A 23,322-nucleotide genomic window follows, 5' to 3' on the forward strand; every position below is an offset into this window, starting at 1 on the left:
AAGCAGTAACTGGGTCCGATAGAACGGTTCAAACGGACAAGAATAAGAGATGAAGCAGTAATCGAGTCCGATAGAGCAGCTCAAACGGACAAGAATAAGGGAAAAGTCGGTAATCGAGTCCGATAGAAACGCACAAACAGACAAAAATAAGAGATCAAACAAGAACCAAGTCCGTTTGGAAAGTTCAATTAGAGCCTAACTAAACTATATTTGAAGTTGTTGACATTCCTTGTAGTTTAAACTCATCATTAATATTAAAATAGAAAATAAGTCAAGACATCATAGATGAGAAAGAAGGTATATAATGACTGATCAAAGTATCATTTTTTTTGATATAGATGGAACGTTGTTAAATGATGAAAAGGAATTACCCAAGTCTACAAAAGAAGCGATCTATAAACTGAAAGAAAATGGGCATATTGTGGCAATTGCAACGGGGCGTGCTCCATTTATGTATGCAAACTTACGTGCAGAATTAGATATTGATACATATGTTAGCTATAACGGGCAATATGTTGTACTAAATGGAGAAGTTTTATATACCAACCCACTAAACATTCCTGCCCTTGAAACACTAACAGAAGATGCTCTTAACCATAACCATCCTGTTCTCTTTATGGACCATGAAGATATGAAGGCAAATGTACCTGAGCACCCCTATATTCATGAAAGTATCAACACCTTAAAAATAGAGCAGTTCCCTACGCATGACCCGCTATACTATCAAGATCGTGAATTGTATCAATCGATGGTATTTTGCGCTGAAGGAGAAGAAGTCTATTATCAGGAGAAGTATCAGGATTTTGACTTTGTCAGATGGCATCCTGTTTCAGTAGATGTTTTACCAAAGGGGGGTTCCAAAGCAAAAGGAATCGAACAGATTATTAAAAAGCTTGGGTTCCCAAAAGAAAGACAATTTGCATTCGGTGACGGTCCAAATGATGTAGAAATGCTCTCGTCGATCTATAACAGTGTGGCTATGGGAAATGCGGGAGACCATCTCAAATCTGTCGCAAAATATGTGACCAAATCAGTAGATAATAATGGAATTCAGTACGGGCTTGAGATGGTAGGCTTGCTGTAATTAATAAAACAATAGTATTTATAGAAAAGGACTTCCAGTTAGAAGTCCTTTTTATATTCCCTTGCAGAGCCTAATTATAAAAAAGATTCTTTTTATGATTTTCTTTAAATTGTCGAGGTGTTTCACCAGTCGTTTTTTTGAATAGTAATGAAAAGTAATTTGGATTGTCATAACCTAAAATTCTAGCAATTTCTCCTACTTTTAGTTCTGTTGAAACCAACATATTTTTGGCTTCTCCCATACGCCGGCTAATTAAGTAGTTAATTGGTGAAATATGCATGTGTTCCTTAAAAACATGAGATAAATAATACTTATTGACAAAGAACTCATCTGCTATGTCCTCAAGCTTTATATTTTTCTTAAAGTTCTTGTCAATGTATTCTTTGATTCGAAAAGCTAGTTGATTTGAATCGGGACCATCACTTTTAACAATTTGGGATTTAATGGCCCTTTGAATTAAAGCAATAGATGAAGTAAGTAAGCCTTGGCAAATCAGTTGGTAGTTAGGATCTCGCAGAGAAGATTCTTCCAAGATCGTTGAAAAATAAGTTTCGATTAGTTCTGAATATTTATTTTTTCGAATCACTGGTTCATATTTATGGGGAATAATACAAAGCTGATTTAATGAATCAATGGAGACATCTGAAATACCGCAAAAGTAAGTCTCGAGCGGATTAGAAGGATTTGAGTATTCCTCATGGATAATTCCAGGGTTATAAATAAGTATATCTCCTTCTTTTGCTGTATACCGAACATTATTAATCACAAATGTTCCTTCCCCGTCACGGATATAAATAATTTCACAAAAATTATCATGCTTATGACTAGGAAAATTCCAGTTTGGATTCTTACTGACTTGCCCAGCATAGGCAAGTACTGGCAGCTTATTAAATTTTAATGGTTGTTCAAAATAACTAGTGGTATCCATAAACATTCTCCTCCCCTAAATTTATGAGCCCTTGATAGCACGATAGTTAAGTTTTCTTTTAAATCAAAAGCAAGATGCTAATGAAATGAAACAATATTTTGAATCTCACTTTAGTAATAATATTATAATAAAAATCTTGTTTTTTAAATGAATTTAAGAGCCCTTATGTGTGAAAAGTAGGAAAACAGAGCTAGTGTTGTTTCAATGGATCCCACATAACAATACCAAACAGCAAGATACTATAGTTTTTTAAAGAATATAGCACGATAATTAATATATTTAATTCTATCTTAATAGTATTATTTAAATAATCTAAATTATACGAAAAGTAAATAAAGGTAAACGCTGACATTTAAAAAATATAGTTAGGAAGAGCTACAGATCCTAGGAAAAATAATATTCTCGAATTTACCCCATCCTTAATTTAATGTTCAACTAAAAGGAATTAAGGGAAGAGGATGAGGAGTTTGGATAGAAAACGGTTACAAGGGGTGACATGAGTGGACAATATTTTAGTTGAAATGAAGAACATTTCAAAATCCTTTTATGGTATTGAAGTATTACACGGTGTTTCATTAAAAATACAAAAGGGAACCGTTCACGCTTTGATGGGTGAAAATGGTGCTGGTAAATCTACTTTAATGAAAATTCTTGCTGGAATTCACAAACAAGATCATGGTGAGATCTTCTTAGATGAGAAAAAGATTTCCCTGAACAATCCACAGGATGCCTTAAATCATGGAATCGCAATGATTCACCAGGAACTTAGTCCTGTTATGGAAATGACAGTGGGAGAGAATATCTTTCTAGGAAGAGAGCCAGTCAATAAAGCCAATCTCGTTAACTATAAAAAGCTTTATGAGGATGCTGAAATATTATTAAGGGAACTTAATATAACCATTAATCCTAGAACAAAGATGAAGTCTTTAAGTGTTGCAGGTATGCAACTAGTAGAAATTGTAAAGGCCTTATCCTACGACTCAAAAGTCATCATCATGGATGAACCAACATCTGCTATTTCGAACAGAGAAGTTGAAAGACTGTTTGAGTTTATTGATCTATTAAAAAGCAAAGGAAAATCGATCATCTATATATCTCATAAAATGGACGAGATTTATAGAATCTCAGATGAAATTACGATTTTTAGAGATGGTTATTATATTACGACAAAACCAGCGATAGAATTAGAGTATGACTCGCTCATTAAGTTGATGGTTGGCCGTGAATTGACAGAAATATACCCAAAACTGGATATTCCACAGATAGACAACCATGTACTGAGCGTTCGAGGTCTGACCTCTAATGGAGCATTTAATGATGTAAGTTTTGATTTAAAAGAAGGGGAAATTCTTGGATTAACTGGATTAATGGGGGCAGGGAGAACCGAGATTGCTGAAGCGATTTTTGGAGTTCGTAAACTCGATAAGGGAGAAATTTTTATAAAAGGTGAAAAAGTCCAAATTCATTCACCATTGGATGCGATCAATAAGAAAATTGCGTTTGTTACTGAAGATAGGAAGGATGAAGGTCTGTTTCTTCCGTTATCTATCTCAAAAAATATTTCAATGTCTTTTTTAAAGAAACTTACATCCATGGGTTTTATAAAAAAGAAACAAGAAAAGAAAAAGGTATTAGACTTATATGGCAGATTGAAAATTAAAGCAAACTCTTCGGAGCAAAAGGTAGAAAGTTTAAGTGGAGGAAATCAACAGAAAGTAGTCCTCGCTAAATGGTTATTGATGAAACCAGATATTTTAATTTTAGACGAACCAACTAGAGGTATAGATATTGGGGCAAAGAAGGAAATCTATCAATTAATGTCTGAATTAGTAAAAGACGGTCTTTCCATTATAATGATTTCCTCTGAAATGCCAGAAGTTTTGGGAATGAGTGACCGTGTGCTCGTATTTCAAGAAGGGGCTTTAAAGGGAGAATTAAAAAGAGAAGAAGCAACTCAAGAAAAAATTTTAAGTTTAGCAACAAGTTATTAAACTGGAGGTGAATGAAATGACGAATGCAAATTTTGATACAAAAGTTCAAATGGATACTGGAAAAAAGATGAATTCAAATGGATTAAATAAACTCAAACAATCTTTTTCGGAATTTGGAGTAGTGTGGGCATTACTTGTAATCGTAATTACTATTTCTCTTTTAACGCCGAGTTTTTTGAATACCGAAAATATTATTAACCTTCTACGTCAAGTTTCGATTAACGCTATTTTGGCCATTGGAATGACCTATGTCATTTTAACAAAAGGGATCGATTTATCGGTCGGATCAATATTGGCCTTTTCTGGGATTGTTGCTGCCTCATTTGTTACAGGTGGAGAAAATAATATCGTTTTTGCAATTTTTTTAGGATTAGGATCAGGTCTTTTATTAGGGTTTATAAATGGTGTAGTGATTGCAAAATTTAAAGTGACTCCATTCATTGTAACATTAGGTATGATGGCTATTGCTAGGGGATTTACCTTTATTTACGGTGATGGACGGCCAATTTCTAACTTGAGTGAACCATTCCTATTAATTGGTGGAGCCAAGTTCTTAGCAATTCCAATAGCCGTTTGGATTACAATAGCAGTTTTTATCTTATTTAGTATTATTCTTTACCAAACTAGATTTGGTCGTTATGTATATGCGATTGGAGGCAGTGAAAATGCCGCCAGAATTTCAGGTATTAAAGTAGAACGTTCGTTAATTTGGGTGTACAGCATCATGGGTTTACTTGCAGGATTAGCAGGAATAATACTTACTTCTCGTGTCTCTGCAGGTCTACCACAAGCCGGAACAGCATATGAACTGGATGCGATTGCAGCAGTTGTGATTGGTGGAACCAGTTTAAATGGTGGAAAAGGTAGACTTTGGGGTTCCATTATTGGTGCATTAATCATTGGCGTCATTAATAATGGTTTGGATCTTTTAGGAGTATCATCTTATTGGCAACAAGTAGTAAAAGGGGCGATTATTGTCCTTGCTGTTATGTTAGATAGAAAAAGAGCTTAAGAGGGGGAATTTGGTATGAAAAAGAAGGTATTAGGAAGATTTGCAATGAAAGGGTTGATTCTAGCTTCAACCATGATGATCATTGCAGGATGTAGTTCAGGTGCCTCAGAAACTAGCGGTGACCAAGGTAGTGATGATGAGAAGATTACAATTGGCTTTCAAGCCTCTGGTTTAGAAACCGAATACATTGCAAAACTTGGTGATGCCATGGAAAAAGCAGCAGAGGATCAAGGTGTTGATTTAGTCGTAATGGACGGGAATTATGATATTAATACAGTTATTACACAGCTTGATACATTAAAAAATCAAAATGTAGATGCGATTGTAGTAAACGCACTTGATGCAGAAGCCTTAAATAGTACTGTTAATCAAATCGTGGACTCAGGAACCCCGGTTATCGGTGTTACTGCTTCTTTAACGGCTGAAAAGCTAACCTCTTACGTAGGTTCTCCTGATGTGGAAGGTGGAAGAATGGCTGCCGAAGAAATTGCAGAAGCACTAGATGGGAAAGGAAACGTCGTTATATTTGAAGGACCAATTGGAATCTCTGCCCAAATTGAAAGACGTGAAGGGATTTACGAAGTGTTGGAAAAATACCCGGATATTAAGGTTCTGGATGAGCAAACAGCCAACTGGTCTCGCTCTGAAGCGATGAGTTTAATGGAAAACTGGATTCAAAAATATGGTGATAAGATTGATGCCGTTATCGGGCAAAATGATGAAATGGCTCTTGGTGCATTAAATGCATTAAAAGATAAAAACATTAAAATTCCAATCGTTGGTATTGATGGAATTGACGATGCACAAAAAGCAGTAAAGGATGGGGAGATGGTTGCAACGATCTTCCAAAATGCTGAAGAGCAAGGGAAAAAAGCAGTTGAAGTGGCTATAAAGGCTGCAAAAGGCGAAGAAGTTGAAAAAAATTATGAGGTTCCATTTGAATTAATAAAGTAATTTTTTAACGGGCTACCGATCCTAATTAAAAAGGGAAAGGTAGCGTTTTTTGGGAAAGAAAAAAGTTTTCTTAGAACGATACCTAGAGTGGTCAACTACTTTGGAAGTCTTTTTTATTGAGCTATTAAGTAAGTTTTAAGTGCATACTTTTAATAAACAGCAATATAGTATATTTTCATTAGCTATCTTAGCACATTTGTTAATAGTTTTAGTAACTACTAAATAGTATATTAGTATCGTCTAACTTAGATTAATCTATATCTTGTCCTCACTTATATAAAGACAACCAACAATTCATATATTCTTTAGAAAGTTAATTATCCTATTAGCCACCCCTAATATGTGATAGTTACTTTAAATAGGGCTGCTTTCATTGCGAAAGGAGCTTTTTTTATTTCATATCTATATATAGTTGTATTTTCTTATTTAGGGAATGGAATCTAAACAAGTGATTCATTATGAATTATACATATGTTTTTTTTAGTGCAGTTTTTAAAACCTGCAACAGAATAACCAATTGAATATTGTAGTAGCTATCCTGGATATTATTTAGAGCAATATATTATAGTTTTTTTGTAAACTCAGCACCATAGTTAATTGTATAAAAACTGTGTAAATATTATTATTTAAATAACCAGAAAATTATAAAAGGTAAAAGTGAATGGGGATTTTTCTTTCCTTAAAACTGGTTTATTAAAATATTTTTTTGTAAAATTGTAAGCCTTTTCGAAATGCTGAAAAATATAAGAAAGGGAGTATGAATGTATGAATACAGAAGTAAAAAACAAGGGGAATCATGATGCACTGAAAATCACCCAATCACTTAATAATCGACCAAATAATGAACCCCTACGTGTACTAAGTGAAGAGGATTGGAAGTTTTGGAAGGAAAATGGATATGTGATTATTCGGAATGCTGTTCCTCAAGGCCATACTGACCGTCTACGAGATCTGATTTGGGAGTTTGAGGAAAAAAATCCTAATGATCCTTCTACTTGGAATGCTGCGCCGCGAACTGAAATGAAAATGAAAGAACTCCAAGGGACAGGAATGGTAGAATTATATAATCATCAATATTTATGGGATAACCGAATGTATCAGCGTGTTTATGATGCTTTTGTGGACATTTGGGGAACGAAAAAACTTTGGGTTACAATTGATCGTTGTAACTTAAATATGCCGAATAATGGATCTGCTGGCTTTATTCATTGGGATATTGATACGAGCCAAGATCCACTTCCACAAAACGTCCAGGGGATTTTATCATTGGTAGATACGACGGCAGATATGGGAGGATTCCAGTGTATCCCAGAATTATATCGTGACTTTCCAGAATGGGTAAAAACCCAACCTAAGGATCGGGACCCTTATCATCCAGACACGACTGGTTATGAGCCAACAAAAATCATTCAAAAAGCAGGGGACTTATTAATTTTTAATTCTATGCAGCCGCATGGAATTCGTCCAAACCACTCTGATAAACCGAGAATTGCACAATATATTTCTATGTTTCCAGCTCAAGAGGACAACGAACTACTTCGCGAGGAACGAATTGCTTCTTGGAGAGATCGAATTACGCCAAAAGGAGATGCTTTCCCGGGAGATCCTCGTAATTGGGAACAGGAGAAATACTCTACAGCTGAACTAACTGAATTAGGGGAAAAATTATTAGGATTGAAAAAATGGTAGAAACCCCTATTTATTTATCGATAGAAATTTAATGCCGAAAGAAATTCGTCCCATCTATTAATAAAGTGAATAACTCTATTTACCTATTAATTCACCCAATATCTAAATAGAACGATAAAAAAGCTGCTTTCGTTAGGAATGCAGTCTTTTTTAATCCTACAATAATATGAGATTAGACCTCTCCAAAACAGAGGTCTATTTTTAATGGAAATGAAGCGCTCACCCCTTCGTTCTGCTTGACAGATCCACTGTAAATAAATTAATATCTTACAGTATAAGATAAATAAAGAGGTGGACTTCTTGGATTATAAACAATTGGCAGAGGATTTATTTGATAGCATGGCAAGATGCCCTAAAATCCCGATGGAAGAACCAAGAGAATTTACACGAGGGGAAATGGGGATTCTTGTTTTTTTAAGTTTTAATAAAGATGGGATCACTTCTGGGGATTTAAGTGACGGATTATCCGTTAGTACTGGGCGGATCGCCACAGCACTCAAAAGTCTGGAGAAGAAAGAATTGATTATTCGGCGAACAGACCCAGAGGATAAGCGTAGAGTGAATGTTTTTATCACAGAGGAAGGGAAAAGGCTGGTTCTCGATAAGCAGCATCAAGGGATTGAACGTATGACGAAGGCTCTTAAGAAACTGGATGAGAAGGAAGTAGTTGAATTTGTCCGTTTAGTAAAAAAAATCATATCTTAATTTCTAAATGACGCAGCTCCATTGGACTGCTTACATTTTGAACATATATCTTACACTGTAAGATAAGTTGCCGAAAGCATATAGGTGTAAAGGGGAAATAGTATGCTGAAAATTTTCAAGTATTTAAAAAGGAATGAGTGGTTATTCGTTCTCTTTAGTGTTGTTTTTATTGTGATACAGGTTTGGTTAGATTTGAAATTACCGGATTACATGGCTGAGATTACGACATTAATTCAAACGGAAGGGACAAAAAGCTCGGAACTCATGATTCCCGGACTATTCATGCTGTTATGCGCGATTGGAAGTATGGTGGCTGCGGTTATCGTTGGTTTTTTTGCCGCAAAAGTAGCAGCTGGATTATCCATGCGCTTACGAGGAATGGTATTCGATAAAACGTTATCGTTCTCGATGGAAGAAATGAATGGTTTTTCAACCTCCAGTTTAATTACTCGATCTACAAATGATATCACACAAATTCAAATGATTGTTGCGATGGGAATGCAGTTAATTATTAAAGCCCCGATTTTAGCGGTTTGGGCGATTTTGAAAATCTCCGGGAAAAGCTGGCAGTGGACGGCCGCAACTGGAGGCGCGGTAGCAGTACTGGTAGTGATGCTCTCTGCTATTATTCTTTTAGTCATGCCAAAGTTCCAAAGTATCCAGCGCTTGACTGATAATTTAAATCGGGTAACTCGGGAACATCTTTCAGGATTGCGTGTGATACGGGCATATAATTCAGAGAGGTACCAAGAGGAGAAGTTTGAAAAGGCCAATGATGACTTAACGAAAACCAATCTTTTTGCCAATCGAATGCTAGCCATTTTTGGACCGGGAATGACGTTCATCATGTCGGGGCTTAGCGTAGCGATTTATTGGATTGGAGCGTATTTAATCAATGAAGCGGACCTATCAGCTCGGATTGGATTGTTTTCAGATATGGTTGTTTTCTCTTCTTATGCGGTACAAGTAGTCATGGCTTTTATGATGGTCAGTATGATATTCATTATGATGCCTAGAGCAGCAGTTTCCGCTAAGCGTGTGTTAGAGGTACTGGAAACGAGGTCGACAATTATGGACGGCACCGCAACGAATGGTAAAAAGGATGTAGTGGGTGAAGTAGAATTTCGTCATGTCAGCTTTAAATATCCAGATGCAGAGGCACCAATCTTACACAATATTAATTTTAAAGCAAAAAAAGGTGAAACCGTTGCTTTTATTGGCTCAACAGGTAGCGGAAAAACAAGTGTAATCAACTTGATTCCTCGTTTTTATGACGTAACGGAAGGGGAGGTTTTGATAGATGGGGTAAATGTAAAGGATTATTCACAGGAAGCATTGCATAGCAAAATTGGATATGTTCCTCAGAAGGCTGTTTTGTTTAGTGGAACCGTCGAAACTAATGTAGCCTACGGTGATCAAAGTAGAGGCAAAGTATCTGAAAATAGGATTAAAAAAGCAATCGAAATAGCACAAGGGACCGAGTTTGTTGAAAAAATGGAAGGACAGTATGAAGCACATATATCTCAAGGAGGAAGTAATGTTTCAGGTGGGCAAAAGCAAAGACTATCAATAGCTCGTGCGATATTTCGTCAACCAGAGATCTACATTTTTGATGACTCCTTCTCGGCTCTTGATTATAAAACAGATCGTATTTTGCGTTCAGCACTGAAAAAAGAAACAAAGGATGCAACAACCTTTATCGTTGCACAACGGATTGGTACCATTAAAGATGCCGATCGGATTCTCGTTTTAGAGGACGGGGAAGTGGTCGGTAACGGTACACATGATGAATTAATGGAAAGCTGTCAAACGTATCAAGAAATTGCCTATTCCCAGCTTTCGAAGGAGGAGCTAGCAAATGGGTAAACAGGAAGAAAAAGTATCTACTCAACATCAGGGTCCACATGGAATGGTACCTGCTCAAAAGGCAAATGATTTCAGCAAAACGATGAAACAACTTTTAGCATACTGTCGGAGCTACCTTCCTGTTATTGTGATTGCTTTGGTGCTTGCATTTGCTGGTGCTGCTTTAAATGTCATTGGTCCGGATCAATTGAGTAAAATTACAGACATCATTCAAGAAGGCATGATGGCTGAAGTTGATTTAGATGGAGTAAAAAGAGTGGGGATTCTTTTAGCCGTTCTATATGGGTCCGGTCTATTATTCAACTATATTCAAGGTTTTATCATGGCGACGGTTACACAGCGAATTACGAAAAAAATGCGCAAGGATATTTCAATAAAAATAAATAAAATTCCTTTAAAATATTTTGATTCAACAAGTTACGGGAACGTCCTTAGTCGTGTCACCAATGATGTCGACACCATCGGTCAAACGTTAAATAACAGCCTTGGTATGCTCGTTACCTCGGTTGCCACCTTTGTCGGTGCGATAATTATGATGTTCTATACAAACTGGATTATGGCGCTTACTGGAATTTTGACCACTATGGTTGGTTTTTCGTTAATGACCTTTATCATGAAACACTCGCAAAAATATTTTGGTGCCCAACAAAAAGAGTTAGGATTGATCAATGGGCATATTGAAGAAGTGTACTCTGGTCATCATGTTGTGAAGGTTTATAACGGTGAGAAAGACGCGAAAGATGTTTTTCATGGAATGAATCAGAGACTTTATGAAAATGCGTGGAAATCGCAGTTCATGTCAGGGCTGATGATGCCTGTCATGCAGTTTATCGGTAATTTTGGCTATGTGGCCATCTGCGTCGTGGGGGCCATACTTGTCACAAATGGAAGCATTACAATCGGTACCATTGTGGCATTTATGGTTTATATTCGCCTATTCACGCAGCCGCTATCCCAACTTGCACAGGCAGCAACCAATTTACAATCAACCGCAGCTGCTAGTGAACGGGTATTTGAATTTTTAGCAGAAAAAGAATTAGAAGATGAAAGCGAAAAGTCAGTCCGGTTAGAGAATGTAAAAGGGGAAGTAGAATTTAAGAATGTTCAGTTTGGTTATAATGAAGATCGGCTTATTATTAAAAACTTTAATGCAAAAGCCAAGGCGGGTCAAAAGGTAGCGATTGTAGGTCCAACAGGTGCAGGTAAAACCACGTTAGTGAATTTATTGATGCGCTTTTATGAGTTAAATAGTGGAGAAATTACAATTGACGGCACTCCAATTAGTAGGTTAACTCGCGAAAATGTCCATGAATTATTCTGTATGGTGCTACAAGATACATGGCTGTTTGAAGGCTCCATTCGAGAGAATATCGTTTTTTCAAATGAAAATGTGACTGAAGAAGAAGTGGAAAAAGCGTGTAAGGCGGTCGGGTTGCATCATTTTATCCAGACGCTGCCTAATGGATATGATACGATGCTAGATGATCATGCTAATTTATCCACAGGTCAGAAACAATTAATTACGATAGCACGAGCGATGATCGATAATGCTCCGTTATTAATTTTAGATGAAGCCACAAGCTCCGTTGATACTCGAACAGAATTATTGATCCAGCAGGCTATGGACAAATTAACTATTGGTAAAACGTCGTTTGTGATAGCCCATCGATTATCTACGATTAAGAACGCAGACTTGATCCTTGTCATGAAAGATGGGGATATCATCGAAACCGGTAATCATGAAGAATTACTATCAAAAGACGGATTCTATGCTGAATTATATAATAGTCAATTTGAAAATGCCTCATAAATAGGTAATGTTGTTGAAAGACCCTTATGGGGTCTTTTTTTTATGAGCCAATTAGCACATTAATTTTAGAATGTTTTTAACTTTACTAAAACTTTACTTAGCGTTAATCTCTAGTTTGAAATTGGGTAATATACTTAATTTTTAAGGGATATAGAAATCTTTAGTTCCTATTGGTGCTCTAAAAAATTAGTCTAATTAGGAGGGCGGCATCTATTTGCTTGTTTAATCAGTTGGGAGCGAAACTTTGCAAGCCTTAATCGAGTTAGGGGAATTACGGAAAGTAGGAGCAAGAGAATAAATAACAATATGTTTTCGTGGGGGAATCTGCTTGGAATTGGAACTATCGACTTTTATAGAATATTTTAATTTTGCTATGTTCGTATTATTTGCCTTGATGTATTCCTATCAATTCTTGTACATGTTTGTAGCATTTAAGGCTAAAAGGAAGAAAAAAGCTGAATCAAGGGATGTCCATTTAAACAAATATGCCGTCTTAATTGCAGCTCGTAATGAAGAATTGGTAATCGGTCAGTTGATAAAAAGCATAAATAACCAGAACTATCCTAAAGATTTGATTGATATTTTTGTTATTGCAGACAATTGCACGGATCAAACAGCTTCTGTTGCACGGAAAGCGGGAGCGATTGTGAGAGAGCGATTTAATAAGGTCCAAGTAGGAAAGGGCTATGCCCTGGACTATATGATTAAGATTATTGGAGATGAATACTCTGCCCAAAAATATGATGGCTTTTTTGTTTTTGATGCTGATAATCTATTAGATGAAAATTATATAGCTGAAATGAACAAAACCTTCAATCAAGGGTATCGAGTGGTTACAAGCTACCGTAACTCTAAAAATTATGACCAAAACTGGATTTCAGCAGGCTATGCCCTTTGGTTTTTACATGAAGCAGAATATTTGAATTTACCAAGAATGGAATTAAAATCAAGTTGTGCAATTTCAGGAACGGGGTTTCTCGTTCATGCTAACGTGATTAAAGACAATGGAGGGTGGATCCACCATCTTCTCACTGAAGATATTGAGTTTTCAGTTTCGCAGATCATTAAAGGTGAAAAATTTGGTTATTGTAAAAATGCGATATTCTATGATGAGCAACCTGTTACCTTCAAACAGTCTTGGAATCAGAGGCTACGCTGGGCAAAAGGATTTTATCAGGTCTTTGGTAAGTATGGCAAGGATTTGGTAGCGGGTATTTTTCGGGGAAAACAAAAAAATCGTTTTTCTTGTTTTGATATGACGATGACCATTATGCCAGCCATGCTGATTTCTTTTATAAGCATTTTGGTTAACGGATTTTTCTTCACGGCAGGCATCTTAGACTTTTTTGGTGGAAAAGAAATGATTGAAATTACGTCCATTGCAATGTTGAAGTCTGTGGCTTGGTATTATGGGATCTTGTTTTTGCTAGGCTCTATCACAACGGTGACAGAATGGAAATTTATCCATTGTTCCAGCTGGAAAAAAATCGCATATATGTTCACATTTCCGCTATTTATGTTTACGTATATCCCAATTTCAGTTGTAGCTTTGTTCAGTGATGTAGAATGGAAGCCTATTGCCCATACAGTAGTCAAATCTTTAGATGATGTTCGTTAATGAAACAGAGGAGGGACAGGTAGTTTGTCTCTCCTTTTACTTTTCAATGACTAGATAACTAGAAATTCACTAAAAAAGTCCATGAGACATCCTCTCAAGGACAATATAATGGGAAAAACAGTAAAAAACTCCATGAGAGCCTCTCTCAAGGACAATATATTAGGAAAATAGCCAAAAAAGTCCATGAGAGCTGCACTCATGGACTTTTTATCAAAAATCAATATAAAAAGGTCCTTTATCCACCGATCGAAGTCCTGCATTTGTTAGGGCGCCGAAAAGATTTCCTTCCGTTACTATTCATTTCCGCTATAATACTAGTAAACAACGTACATAAGTAGGGGGAACATCATGAAAGGTCAGGTAAAACTCATATCGGCGATGCTGATATTTGGAAGCATTGGGTTATTTGTAAAAAATATTCATTTATCATCTAGTGAAATTGCTCTTTTAAGAGGCGTCATTGGAAGTATCTTTTTATTAGCCTTCAGCTTATTAATCAAGCAAAAGCCCTCTTTATCAGCGGTAAAAGCGAATATTATTCTATTACTTTTTTCTGGAGCAGCGTTAGGATTTAACTGGATCTTTTTATTTGAAGCCTATCGATATACGACTATTTCAAATGCCACGATCAGTTATTATTTTGCCCCAGTGATTGTATTGGTTTTAGCTCCTTTTATTTTAAAAGAAAAGCTGACACCGGTAAAAATCATTAGTTTATTTTTAGCGATGGCTGGGTTAATTTTGGTCGTGAATAATGGAGGGAATGGTCTTGATGGTTCTTACAATCATACAGTCGGTGTCTTATATGGACTGTTAGCAGCCATCCTTTATGCGGGTGTCATTTTAATGAATAAATTTATTAAACATTTATCTGGGTTTGAAACCACATTAATTCAATTAATGATGGCATCGCTCGTATTGGCACCATATGTTTACATAAAAGAGGGGTTGGCGTTCTCAGGTTTAAACTCTCAATCTCTCGTCTTGATTCTAATAGTAGGAATTATTCATACAGGATTTGCTTATTTCTTATATTTTGGTGCAATTAAAGAGCTTAAAGGTCAAACGATTGCCGTTTTTAGTTATATCGATCCAATTTCAGCAGTTATTTTTTCTTTTTTATTTTTAGGAGAGAGTATGGGCATCTTACAAATAATCGGTGGAATCCTTGTGCTAGGGTCGTCCTTCCTCAGTGAAAATGAGAAGAAACTAAGTTTTAAAATCAGAACCTAAATACATGAAAAAGGGGTTGTTTCAATATAGAAACAACCTCTAAGATTAATGGCTTTTTGTCGAAACCTTTTCGTTCAAAAGTTCCTTTTCTTCTGCTGTAAACAATTTCTCCGCAAACGGATATAAAACCTGCTCCTCTTTCATAAAGTGATCTAATAAGGTATGATAAGCGTCAATGATTAGACCTGCATTCTGGATCATCTCTTCTTCTGATTGAGTACGATTTTCAGCATTCGATAAAAAGGTATTAATATACCCTTTAGCCTGTTCATGTTCATATTCCATCACCGCAATCGGTCCACCCTCTTTGCCAAGGTAGACTTCCATCATACGGAATAAAATATCCTCTTCCCGAGCAGAATGAAATTCAAGATTACTTGAGAACTCAGTAACTTCTTTGATCAAATCGTTAAAAGAAGTTTCTTTTTCTTTTGTTGTTTTTACCTGATTACAGAAAGAAAAAAGTGCCTCCAATTGCTTACGGAGAGGACCGTGTTCAGAAACTAACAGTGATAAACCTTCTGAAAGCGTAACGGGACCGTTACCAATTAAACTACTAGGACATCCTTGCATACGAAAAATCCCCTTTCGAATCTAGATAATATTAGTATAATAAACCACATTATTTTTATTGTGATTTAAATCACCAGAGTTGAGATCATATTAAAAGTAAGTGTTTTTTACTCTATTAAAAATAACCAATTTTTCTAAAAACTCTTTCTTTACTTTCTTTTTAATTGGGTTTACAATATAGACAAATAAAGTTCACAATTTGTTCAAAAAACTATTAAAAAGTTGTAACAATTATCGGTCACTTTATTAAAAAGGGGTGGATGAAATGAACGGATTACTATTTTCTTCGCTATTTTCACTATTCATCTTTTATGTATTAAGTTTAAGTGTTTCTTTTGGTACAGCCTTCTTTATTTTTTGTATCACATTGGTTTTGATGGGCGGAGCTGCCTTTTTAGAAGTTAGTGCAGAAAAGAAACGAATTAAACATTTACGACTTGTAAAATAGTGCGGGTGAGTCTTTATAGGACTCTTTTTTTTATTTAGCTATTATGTATTGCAAAGTAGCTGTGAACTTGCTATGATTAATATGTTAAATTATACGGTAAATCGTTTTTAAACTATCTTGTTTTACAAGGTAATTATTTTTTGGGAAGCTATCTTGTTTTACAAGGTATTGTACCTTTAAGTAAATGATCGTGTTTTACAATGGAGGTGAAGAATATGTCCCATCGAACACAATTGTTAAAAGGCATCTTAGAGGGGTGCATTCTTGCCATTATTTCACGACAGTCAGTATATGGATATGAGTTATCGATGAAACTTCAGGAATTTGGTCTAGTTGTCAGTGAAGGAACGATTTATCCCATTTTATTAAGACTTCAGAAGGAAAAATTAATCAGGGGGGAGATGAGGCCCTCTCCAACAGGTCCAAATCGCAAATATTATTTTCTAACGAAAGCAGGAGAAACATCATTAGAGGAATTCAAAAACGAATGGGAAGAATTGAAACAGCCGGTTGATCGTTTATTAAAGGGGGATAGAACAGATGGAAGCAAAGAAGTTAATAGAAGAAAATAATCAGAAGCGGGAACATCTTGCAAAAGAGAATTTGCGCTATTATGAAGATATGCTTATATACATTCGATTTGCGAGCAATAAGTCGGAGCAAGAAACAGAGGAAATCCTTACTGAGTTATTAGATCATTTATTAGAAGCGCAAGATGAGGGGAAAACAGCAGAACAAGTTTTTGGCGAAAATCCAAGACCGATTATTGATGAAATCATTGGAGAACTTCCTTCATTAATTACGAAGAAAAGAACACTTACTTTTGCTATGATCATCGTCTACTTTTTGGCTTTCAGTTCATTTTTTACGGGACTGTTTGAAGTAATTGGCTATTACGCATTTAATTTTGGTGGGCTGACAAGGGATATTTATATCGGTTCTTTATTCATTGAAGGGTTATTTTCAATTTTTATATCTTTTATCTTATTGTATGCCATAATCAGTTATTTTCGTTGGCTTTGTTTTAGAAAAGTAAACAAAGTCGTTGAATTTCTTTCGTATTGGTTATATGGAGTTCTGTCAGTTGGTTTATTTTTTGTCATCTTTTGGTTTATCCCAGATTTCGGAACTCATCTTGTCATCCCTGTTTATTGGAATTTAATAATTGGAATCCTGCTTTATTTTGTAGGAAAGTTAATAAGGAAAGCCATTTAAAAAAGACGAAGTGTATGACTGCGGTCAGTACACTCCGTCTTTTTTATTTTGCCTATTAAGACTCATCCCCAAGTTGTTCTTCATTTTTGACAGAGTTCACGCATTCCACATATTTCAACAGAATATAAAACGGCCAAAAAATAACCAACAAAATTGCTTTTACCCATTCATTTATGGAGCGAAATTTTAAAAAGAATAAACAAGTTATTCCTATTAAAAAGTAAAGGGTTAATTCAAGAAACATCATGATCACCACTTCATCTCTTTTCTCTCAGTGTATACAGGAAGGGTTGTTTTGGTGTCTGTATCGTGAGGAAAAAGTGGAGAAAGGTATTTTTAGATATTCATTTTTTACTTGAAAATACTTTGTGTCAATGATTACGTCCATATTTTATTTTTCTTTATCTCTTTTATTAAGCCTCTTGTTAGTGATAAATCATTATATTAAACTAACTTTATAGGTATTAAGAAGGGGGTAAAACGTTTGAGGTTTGTGAAAATAGTTACGCCAATTATCCTATTATTTATAATAGCGACGTTTGTATTCAATCAGGAAATGATGAAACAAGAGGAAGAACATCAAGTAGTGAAACAAGCGGTAATCGTTCAAACCGCTGATACTGTAGTCCAAGAGACGGAAAATCATATTCAAAATGTGCCATCGACTCCATCTGTATCAGTGCCGGCAAAAGAATTAGAGAGCGTTCAACCTACCGAACAGGGAGAATTCACCCAACCGATCAAAAGCGAAGAGGAGAGCGTTGAACCCGAACCACCCGTTGAGAATGAGCAAGTGGTAACAAAGTCAGAGACCGTTCAGCCTAAACCAGCAGAACCTGAAACGGTAAAGGAACCTGCAAAACCAGTTTATTCTCCAAAATCCAATGCTAATATTGCAACGATTGATGCCTTTTTACCAGAAGAAAATTCCGAACCACGGTCCACTCCGATCACCCATATTGTGATTCATTTTACAAGTAATGCTGTTAACAATCCAAAGAGTCCTTATGGAGTACAAGAAATAAGGAGGATTTTTGTTGATTATGGAGTATCAGCCCACTATATGATTGGAAGAAATGGAGAGATTTATGACTTAGTTCCGGAAAATAGAGTGGCGTATCATGCGGGAAAAGGAAATCTCCCCTCATTTCCGCAGTACATGAATACATTGAATCAATATTCGATTGGAATTGAACTGCTTGCCATTGGAACAAAAGAAGAAATGAGGACGATGATGACGGATACCGTTTACGAGTCCATTCATCAGAGTGAGATTGGCTATACAGAAGCTCAGTATCAATCGCTCACCCGTTTAATTGGAGATATCGTTAGCAGAAACCCCTCTGTATCAAAGGATCGTCTGCATATTGTCGGACATGATGAGTATGCACCAGGTCGAAAGACAGATCCGGGTTCTTTATTTCATTGGACAAAAATAGGATTATAGTCATGTCATCAAAATGTAACCAAATCATTACAGTATAAGGTGTGACAGCCATTTGTTTTTGTAGTAAAATATTTTAATAATTGAACATATTGTGATTTTTTGTAATAATATTAGATTAAGAATAAATCTAAGAAGGGAGACTGCGATGAAGCTGGATCTACATGTTCATGAAGAAAGGGAAAATGATACTCATTTGAGCCAATTAGCGTCAGTTGGACAAATAGCAGCGGGAATCGCTCATGAGGTTAAAAACCCCTTAACTGCAGTAAAAGGGTTCCTACAACTATTAGAGCAAGAAGAAAAACATGAGTATATTGGTATTGCACAAGCAGAATTAGATAATGCGCTGATTACGCTGAATAATTTATTACAAGTTTCTAAGCCTGATTCAGAACACGAGGAATACCAAACGATTAATTTGGCAGTGGAGCTGGAGTCCATTCTTAATTTATTTCAAGATCAAATGTATAATGTAAAGGTTTTAACAGATTTTAATGACACAGATACAACGATTACAGGAAAGAAAAATCTCTATAAAAAGGCATTTTTTAATCTGATTAAAAATGCTTTTGAATCTATGAATGGGGTCGGAACCTTAAGCGTTTCTCATAAAAAACAAGGTCAACATATAGTGGTTACGATTAAAGATACAGGGGTTGGAATACCACCAGAAAAGCTTTCACAATTAGGGACGCCTTTTTTTACAACGAAAAATACAGGTACCGGGCTTGGGTTGACACAGGTTTACTCAACCATCTACCAGCACGGCGGAGAGATCTTTGTGAATAGTAAAGAAGGACAAGGTACTGTGTTTACAATTGAAATTCCTGTCAAAAAACAACTCATTAAACAAGGAGTAAGAGAGTTGAATCTAGAATATGAAGATAACTACTCGATCAAAGACTTTTTATTAAGAAACCGTTGTATATTTGAAGAAAACTTATTAGAAGAAGCGACCAATGTAAGAGATAAAATAGAAGATATACATAAGGTTGGGAATATTAATCTCCTGAAAAACGCCCATAAACTAGTTTTGTTAGTTGTGGAAGAACGTGAACATGAGTTAATCTCCTTTGCGAAAGAAGAAGGAGTAGCTTGGTCCAAACACTCCTTATCAGTGGCATTCAAGCTAGAGTGGATTCAAGCCATTCGTAGAACGTTATGGGATTTTTTATATAACTTTGACAAACTTAATCAATCAGAGGTTGATCGAGTTATCTTTTATTCAATGGAAAAAAGGATCAACAAATTAATTGATCAATTTATGTCCTACTTTTTCATCAGCTACTCAAGGTATAAAGATGAATTGTTAGAGCAACAGAGAAAAATGGTGGAGCAATTATCTGTTCCCATTATCCCGATTAATAGTGAAACGAACATTCTCCCTTTGACGGGTGAGATTGATGAAATACGAATTGTTACGATGCAAGATAAGATATTAATAGCGATTGAAAATAGTCAAATCAAAACACTCATTATTGATTTATCAGGTATCGCACCAATGGGAAAAGAAATCGTTCGGAAATTTAATGAAATCATTGAGGGAATTGCAATGATGGGATGTAAAACCATTATTACGGGTTTGCGAGCTGAAATTGTAAAGGATTTTATAAATTCAGGAATAGGTATTAATGGTCTTCCCGAATACAAAGGCAATCTGCAACAAGCACTGCAAGAGTCGATGTAATGAGTGGGCAACTGACGCTGAAGTGCTAACAAACAAGCATTAATAGAAAGATTTGGTATACGATTATCTAATAAACAGCTTGTACGATCCATATGATATAATATAATCAAAAGAACCTACTATAATTAATAGGTTCTTTTTCCTTTTCGTCATAAATTTCGAATATAGTTTTAAAATAGGAATAGCGGAAGTTTGAAAGGGATGTTTTTATGAAAAATATAGTACTATTCTTGTGTCAATTAGGTCTAATTTGCCTTATTTATGCTGCTTCCCAGTGGTTTGTGAATTTAGTACATTTACCGATCCCTGGTAGTGTGTTTGGGATGATTTTGTTATTTTTACTTCTATTATCAGGTGTATTAAAAGTTTCATACATTGAAAAAGCAACATCGTTTTTGAATAAGCATCTTGCATTTTTCTTCATACCCTTTGCAGTTGGATTAATGAATTATGGGCAATTAATCAGAACAAGCGGGGTTCAGTTGCTGGTTATGATTGTTGGAAGCACTGTGATCGGACTTATTGTGACATCAGGACTAACCCAAGTTTTAACTGGAAAGGCAGGAGCAAAGCGTGGACAGTCTGACAATCGTTAGTATCATCATTACCATCATTGTTTACTTAGGTGCAAAATATTTATCGGTACGATTGGTTTCACCGCTCACCACTCCTGTCTTAACGGCTAGTTTGGTGATTATTGGGATCTTGCTAACATTTGATATTACGTATGAACAATATTCTCAAGCGAAAGAATGGATGACTCTTCTTTTGGGTCCGGCTACCGTTGCCCTTGCAGTGCCCATGTATCATAATCGAAACGTGATTTTAGAGAGAATCGTTCCCGCTTTGTTCGGTTTAATGATTGGAACTCTTTCAACGATTATCTCTGCAGTTTGGCTGTCGAAGGCATTTAGTTTGTCAGAGGAGATTCAGGCAGCCGCAGGGGTTAAAGCGGTGACCACTCCTGTGGCCATTGAGGTCGTTTTAATCATTAATGGAGACCCAGCCTTGGCTTCAGCCTTTGTTATTATTGCAGGTATTGTAGGGGCAGTATTGGGACCCACCCTTCTATCAATCTTGAAAATAAAGGACCCATTATCCCGTGGACTTGGAATTGGTACAGTATCCCATGTAATTGGAACAAGTCAAGCGGTAAGAGAGGGACCGGTTGAAGGAGCCGTTTCGAGTATGGCGATGGGACTTGCAGCTATTTTTACGAGTCTGATCTTGCCGTGGCTTTATCCGTTGATTCAGTAAGTAGATATATAATTGGGGTTGTAAATCCTCTGAAGATTTTTCAGAGACAAAGAAGGAAGGGGTGGACTCCTTCCTTCTTTGTGTTTAAATTAAAGGATTGGCATACCGTGACGCTCTAAAGCAGCTGCTTCAAGCATGGACATTCCTTGTTCTTGGGCAAATGCCGCAAGCTTGTCCGATACATCTGGACCATAATTTGCTGGTGGTTGAGCAACGTTCATGGCACGTCTACGAGCTGAATTTTTACGCGCAAAAGGTCCCCAAATCGCAAACGTTATACCAGGAGTTTGCATATTGACAAAGAAGGTATTACCGTCTGGTGAGAAGGTAGGACCAGCAAATTCTGAACCGTTTAATTTGTTTGCTGCAAAAATATACGTTTCTCCTTCTGGAGTAAGACCAATAATACGGTCGTTGCCGCCGTCTTCTGCAACCCAAAGGTCTCCCCAAGGGGTAATGGTAATATTATCAGGTGCTTGTAAATCATTTTTATCAGTAGATTCATAGAAAAGTTCTAATGTGTTTGTTGCTGGAGTGTAGCGATAAACACGACCAAGTCGTTTTTCACCTGCATTTGTATCATCAAACCAGAAAGTTCCTTCAGAGAAATAAGCACCTTCTAAGCGGCTAAATTGGATACAGCCAAGATCTTTTGCATCTTGTTGGGCACGCTCTGGATTTACTTTTTTCCATACTACGCCAAACTTTTGACCATTATAGAATTGACTTGCTTTACCTGATGGTAACTCATCAATCGCTAATGCCTCTAATGTACCACCTTTTTGAAGGGAACCGAGTGTTTGGCTACGGTCATTTGGAGTAAAACGATAAAGGAAACTTGGGCTCGCATCTTCTGTTAAGTACCAAATACCTGTGGATGGATCAACATGTCCAGCTTCATGAGAGAAGTATCCCATATCACGGATTGGAGTTCTAGACATTTCGTTTTCAGGATCAAGTGGATTCACTTCAAATACGAAGCCATGTCCCATATTACGAGTTTCTTCCATTGTTAACCAAGTGCCCCATGTTGTGGCTCCGCCAGCACAGTTACGGATTGTACCTGAGCTTGATACATAATGATCGATAAGTTCTCTATTAGGTCCAACGATTAGAGTCGTAGTACCACCAGCTGCTCCAGTGCTCCATGGATTTTTACCATTTACAGGAAGGTCGGAGTTTGTACTATTTTCATGGTTTCTTACAAGAATCGTTGTACCTTTTTCCCCTTTGAATGCTGCCATACCGTCATGCATACGAGGAACCTTGTCACCGTTAGGCATGATATCTCCTGCACTTGAAATCATTTTGTAGTGGAAGCCTTTTGGTAGATCTAGAATTCCGTTTGGATCCTTTACTAGAGGACCATAACCACCAAATCCACTAGTAGGATTCGTAGTATTTCCGGCTGCTAAGCCTTTTGATGCATTTGATAGTGAAAAAAGTCCAGTAGTACCAAGTGTTAGAGCCAATGTGCTCATGCCGCCAACTTTCAAGAAATTCCGTCTGTCCATCCCTTTATTACTCATACCTATGAAAAACCTCCGTTATAAGATATTTGAGGATGCCGATTCCGTAGCAAACTCTACTTATAAAGTTAGCAAAGAATTCTAAAACGTCTGTTAACTATGTGTAATTTTTTCATAATATTGAAAAATAGGAAAAAAGAATGAGATTTAATGTAATAAAAAGAGATGTTAGGGGCGAAATAACCGACAATAGTAACATAAACATAGTGTTAAGTATATTAAATTGCAGTGGAAGTAGGAAAAATTGCTATTTTAATAGACTTATTTATTAAAGAG

The 23,322-nt window shown here is 36.3% G+C and carries 20 protein-coding genes; 17 read left to right on the plus strand and 3 right to left on the minus strand.

Annotated elements, in window-relative coordinates:
• The first annotated feature begins 304 nt into the window (after window positions 1-304).
• Window positions 305-1,084 (plus strand): Cof-type HAD-IIB family hydrolase, encoded by a 780-nt coding sequence (locus tag Q5760_RS03710; RefSeq protein ID WP_428910902.1) that lies wholly within the window; start codon window positions 305-307, stop codon window positions 1,082-1,084.
• 70 nt (window positions 1,085-1,154) lie between these two features.
• Here the strand turns inward: Q5760_RS03710 and Q5760_RS03715 are convergent, their stop codons facing one another.
• A complete protein-coding gene (locus Q5760_RS03715) occupies window positions 1,155-2,012 on the minus strand; it encodes an AraC family transcriptional regulator (RefSeq protein ID WP_428910903.1) in 858 nt (285 codons plus the stop codon).
• Window positions 2,013-2,512: 500 nt separating this feature from the next.
• Here Q5760_RS03715 and Q5760_RS03720 point away from each other — a divergent pair, with 500 nt between their 5' ends.
• The 9 genes from Q5760_RS03720 to Q5760_RS03760 all read left to right on the plus strand — a co-directional run bounded on the left by Q5760_RS03720 (window position 2,513) and on the right by Q5760_RS03760 (window position 14,890).
• The gene (locus Q5760_RS03720) at window positions 2,513-4,003 is read left to right on the plus strand and encodes a sugar ABC transporter ATP-binding protein (protein ID WP_428910904.1); all 1,491 of its coding nucleotides are present in this window, start codon (window positions 2,513-2,515) and stop codon (window positions 4,001-4,003) included.
• A 16-nt stretch (window positions 4,004-4,019) separates the two neighbouring features.
• Window positions 4,020-5,015 carry an ABC transporter permease gene (locus Q5760_RS03725; RefSeq protein WP_428910905.1) on the plus strand — a complete coding sequence of 332 codons (996 nt, stop codon included), beginning with the start codon at window positions 4,020-4,022 and terminating at the stop codon, window positions 5,013-5,015.
• A 15-nt stretch (window positions 5,016-5,030) separates the two neighbouring features.
• A complete protein-coding gene (locus Q5760_RS03730; protein ID WP_428910906.1) occupies window positions 5,031-5,969 on the plus strand; it encodes a substrate-binding domain-containing protein in 939 nt (312 codons plus the stop codon).
• A gap of 765 nt (window positions 5,970-6,734) precedes the next feature.
• A complete protein-coding gene (locus Q5760_RS03735; RefSeq protein WP_428910907.1) occupies window positions 6,735-7,658 on the plus strand; it encodes a phytanoyl-CoA dioxygenase family protein in 924 nt (307 codons plus the stop codon).
• 291 nt (window positions 7,659-7,949) lie between these two features.
• The gene (locus Q5760_RS03740) at window positions 7,950-8,363 is read left to right on the plus strand and encodes a MarR family winged helix-turn-helix transcriptional regulator (RefSeq protein WP_428910908.1); all 414 of its coding nucleotides are present in this window, start codon (window positions 7,950-7,952) and stop codon (window positions 8,361-8,363) included.
• 102 nt (window positions 8,364-8,465) lie between these two features.
• Complete coding sequence (locus tag Q5760_RS03745; RefSeq protein ID WP_428910909.1) at window positions 8,466-10,229, plus strand: ABC transporter ATP-binding protein; 1,764 nt, start codon at window positions 8,466-8,468, stop codon at window positions 10,227-10,229.
• Entirely contained in the window at window positions 10,222-12,039 is a 1,818-nt protein-coding gene (locus tag Q5760_RS03750) for an ABC transporter ATP-binding protein (RefSeq protein ID WP_428910910.1), read from the plus strand. Before Q5760_RS03745 ends, Q5760_RS03750 begins: the two co-directional genes overlap by 8 nt.
• A gap of 328 nt (window positions 12,040-12,367) precedes the next feature.
• Window positions 12,368-13,657, plus strand: coding sequence for a glycosyltransferase family 2 protein (locus Q5760_RS03755; RefSeq protein ID WP_428910911.1), 1,290 nt, complete (start codon window positions 12,368-12,370; stop codon window positions 13,655-13,657).
• A gap of 348 nt (window positions 13,658-14,005) precedes the next feature.
• Window positions 14,006-14,890, plus strand: coding sequence for a DMT family transporter (locus tag Q5760_RS03760; RefSeq protein ID WP_428910912.1), 885 nt, complete (start codon window positions 14,006-14,008; stop codon window positions 14,888-14,890).
• Between the two features lie 45 nt (window positions 14,891-14,935).
• Here the strand turns inward: Q5760_RS03760 and Q5760_RS03765 are convergent, their stop codons facing one another.
• Window positions 14,936-15,463, minus strand: a complete 528-nt coding sequence (locus Q5760_RS03765; RefSeq protein ID WP_428910913.1) for a hemerythrin domain-containing protein — start codon at window positions 15,461-15,463, stop codon at window positions 14,936-14,938.
• 265 nt (window positions 15,464-15,728) lie between these two features.
• Between Q5760_RS03765 and Q5760_RS03770 the strand changes: the two genes are divergently transcribed.
• The 7 genes from Q5760_RS03770 to Q5760_RS03800 all read left to right on the plus strand — a co-directional run bounded on the left by Q5760_RS03770 (window position 15,729) and on the right by Q5760_RS03800 (window position 21,517).
• Window positions 15,729-15,911, plus strand: a complete 183-nt coding sequence (locus tag Q5760_RS03770) for a hypothetical protein (protein ID WP_428910914.1) — start codon at window positions 15,729-15,731, stop codon at window positions 15,909-15,911.
• Window positions 15,912-16,126: 215 nt separating this feature from the next.
• On the plus strand, window positions 16,127-16,483 hold the full coding sequence (locus Q5760_RS03775) for a PadR family transcriptional regulator (protein ID WP_428910915.1): 357 nt from the start codon (window positions 16,127-16,129) through the stop codon (window positions 16,481-16,483).
• A complete protein-coding gene (locus Q5760_RS03780; protein WP_428910916.1) occupies window positions 16,452-17,126 on the plus strand; it encodes a DUF1129 family protein in 675 nt (224 codons plus the stop codon). The genes Q5760_RS03775 and Q5760_RS03780 overlap by 32 nt, the downstream gene beginning before the upstream one ends.
• A gap of 493 nt (window positions 17,127-17,619) precedes the next feature.
• Window positions 17,620-18,573, plus strand: a complete 954-nt coding sequence (locus Q5760_RS03785) for an N-acetylmuramoyl-L-alanine amidase (RefSeq protein ID WP_428912488.1) — start codon at window positions 17,620-17,622, stop codon at window positions 18,571-18,573.
• Window positions 18,574-18,718: 145 nt separating this feature from the next.
• Window positions 18,719-20,260: an ATP-binding protein gene (locus tag Q5760_RS03790; RefSeq protein ID WP_428910917.1), complete on the plus strand. Its 1,542-nt coding sequence runs from the start codon at window positions 18,719-18,721 to the stop codon at window positions 20,258-20,260.
• Window positions 20,261-20,469: 209 nt separating this feature from the next.
• On the plus strand, window positions 20,470-20,856 hold the full coding sequence (locus Q5760_RS03795) for a CidA/LrgA family protein (RefSeq protein ID WP_428910918.1): 387 nt from the start codon (window positions 20,470-20,472) through the stop codon (window positions 20,854-20,856).
• Window positions 20,834-21,517 (plus strand): LrgB family protein, encoded by a 684-nt coding sequence (locus tag Q5760_RS03800; protein WP_428910919.1) that lies wholly within the window; start codon window positions 20,834-20,836, stop codon window positions 21,515-21,517. Before Q5760_RS03795 ends, Q5760_RS03800 begins: the two co-directional genes overlap by 23 nt.
• Before the next feature lie 89 nt (window positions 21,518-21,606).
• Here the strand turns inward: Q5760_RS03800 and Q5760_RS03805 are convergent, their stop codons facing one another.
• Window positions 21,607-23,046: an alkaline phosphatase PhoX gene (locus Q5760_RS03805; RefSeq protein ID WP_428910920.1), complete on the minus strand. Its 1,440-nt coding sequence runs from the start codon at window positions 23,044-23,046 to the stop codon at window positions 21,607-21,609.
• Window positions 23,047-23,322: the final 276 nt, after the last annotated feature.

Origin of the sequence: Niallia sp. Kr1 (assembly GCF_050389805.1) — a bacterium.
GTDB lineage: Bacteria > Bacillota > Bacilli > Bacillales > Cytobacillaceae > Bacillus_BD.

Coding starts and splice junctions, on each gene's coding strand:
- Q5760_RS03710 (WP_428910902.1), top strand. CDS start 305: ATGACTGATCAAAGTATCATTTTTTTTGATATAGATGGAACGTTGTTA.
- Q5760_RS03715 (WP_428910903.1), bottom strand. CDS start 2,012: ATGGATACCACTAGTTATTTTGAACAACCATTAAAATTTAATAAGCTG.
- Q5760_RS03725 (WP_428910905.1), top strand. CDS start 4,020: ATGACGAATGCAAATTTTGATACAAAAGTTCAAATGGATACTGGAAAA.
- Q5760_RS03730 (WP_428910906.1), top strand. CDS start 5,031: ATGAAAAAGAAGGTATTAGGAAGATTTGCAATGAAAGGGTTGATTCTA.
- Q5760_RS03735 (WP_428910907.1), top strand. CDS start 6,735: ATGAATACAGAAGTAAAAAACAAGGGGAATCATGATGCACTGAAAATC.
- Q5760_RS03745 (WP_428910909.1), top strand. CDS start 8,466: ATGCTGAAAATTTTCAAGTATTTAAAAAGGAATGAGTGGTTATTCGTT.
- Q5760_RS03750 (WP_428910910.1), top strand. CDS start 10,222: ATGGGTAAACAGGAAGAAAAAGTATCTACTCAACATCAGGGTCCACAT.
- Q5760_RS03760 (WP_428910912.1), top strand. CDS start 14,006: ATGAAAGGTCAGGTAAAACTCATATCGGCGATGCTGATATTTGGAAGC.
- Q5760_RS03765 (WP_428910913.1), bottom strand. CDS start 15,463: ATGCAAGGATGTCCTAGTAGTTTAATTGGTAACGGTCCCGTTACGCTT.
- Q5760_RS03770 (WP_428910914.1), top strand. CDS start 15,729: ATGAACGGATTACTATTTTCTTCGCTATTTTCACTATTCATCTTTTAT.
- Q5760_RS03775 (WP_428910915.1), top strand. CDS start 16,127: ATGTCCCATCGAACACAATTGTTAAAAGGCATCTTAGAGGGGTGCATT.
- Q5760_RS03780 (WP_428910916.1), top strand. CDS start 16,452: ATGGAAGCAAAGAAGTTAATAGAAGAAAATAATCAGAAGCGGGAACAT.
- Q5760_RS03790 (WP_428910917.1), top strand. CDS start 18,719: ATGAAGCTGGATCTACATGTTCATGAAGAAAGGGAAAATGATACTCAT.
- Q5760_RS03795 (WP_428910918.1), top strand. CDS start 20,470: ATGAAAAATATAGTACTATTCTTGTGTCAATTAGGTCTAATTTGCCTT.
- Q5760_RS03805 (WP_428910920.1), bottom strand. CDS start 23,046: ATGAGTAATAAAGGGATGGACAGACGGAATTTCTTGAAAGTTGGCGGC.